This is a genomic window from Exiguobacterium sp. UBA3968 (assembly GCF_002385115.1).
Classification (GTDB): Bacteria; Bacillota; Bacilli; order Exiguobacteriales; family Exiguobacteriaceae; genus Exiguobacterium_A.
In genome coordinates this window covers 1,060-1,821 of record NZ_DGCW01000009.1, presented here as the reverse complement: position 1 = coordinate 1,821, position 762 = coordinate 1,060, and the positions used below count along the sequence as shown (strand labels likewise).

The window sequence follows — 762 nt, the reverse complement described above, 5'->3', positions numbered from 1 at the left end:
GTTTTTGTAAACTTTGAATTCAACGCCCGCTTCGCGGAGTTGTTTACGAAGTTCAGTGACTTCTTCTACTGTGAGACCACGGTAGTCGACGACAACTGTTCCTGCGCTCGCTTGGAGTTTCTCAGCGATCTCAGATACGAGATCCGCTTTGACAGCGATAACTTTTTCGTTTGCCATTTCTGTTGCACCTCCTGGTAGATGAAATGTACCGGTGCGAGGGGCTGCTCGATTTCAAATAAAAAGCCTCCGTCTGCAAAGCAGAGGAGGCGTAATCGTCAAAAAGGATACCTGAACAAACAGGCTCTCTGAGCAAGAACACCTCGGAAGGATTTATGCCCATGTGAGCACCTTCTGTCTACGGTATGTCGAAATATATCAACGTTTTATACTGTAACAGCGTTCTTAGAACGTTGTCAAGTTCGTTTTAGACGAAATTATTTCGCGAAGTCAGCTGAAGATACTTTTACACCAGGACCCATTGTAGAAGCGATCGCGATGTTCTTAAGGTATACACCTTTAGCAGTAGCAGGCTTAACTTTTACGAGAGTTTCGATAACTGTGTTGATGTTCTCAACGAGTTTCTCGTTATCGAATGATTTTTTACCGACAGGAACGTGGATGTTACCTGATTTGTCGACACGGTACTCAACTTTACCAGCTTTGATATCGTTGATTGCTTTTGTGACGTCAAATGTAACTGTACCTGTTTTCGGGTTTGGCATGAGGCCTTTTGGTCCGAGAACGCGACCAAGTTTACCAACT

The 762-nt window shown here is 44.2% G+C and carries 1 protein-coding gene, 1 pseudogene and 1 other annotated feature; the gene and the pseudogene both read right to left on the bottom strand.

Annotation, left to right across the window (positions count from 1 at the left end; genetic code table 11):
• Positions 1-177 (bottom strand): 50S ribosomal protein L10 (rplJ, locus tag B3S86_RS15035; protein ID WP_290754249.1); only part of this gene is annotated, 177 nt, incomplete at its 3' end.
• Between the two features lie 50 nt (positions 178-227).
• Positions 228-379, bottom strand: a sequence feature (ribosomal protein L10 leader region).
• 55 nt (positions 380-434) lie between these two features.
• A pseudogene (locus B3S86_RS15030) lies at positions 435-762 on the bottom strand (50S ribosomal protein L1); the annotation flags it as partial.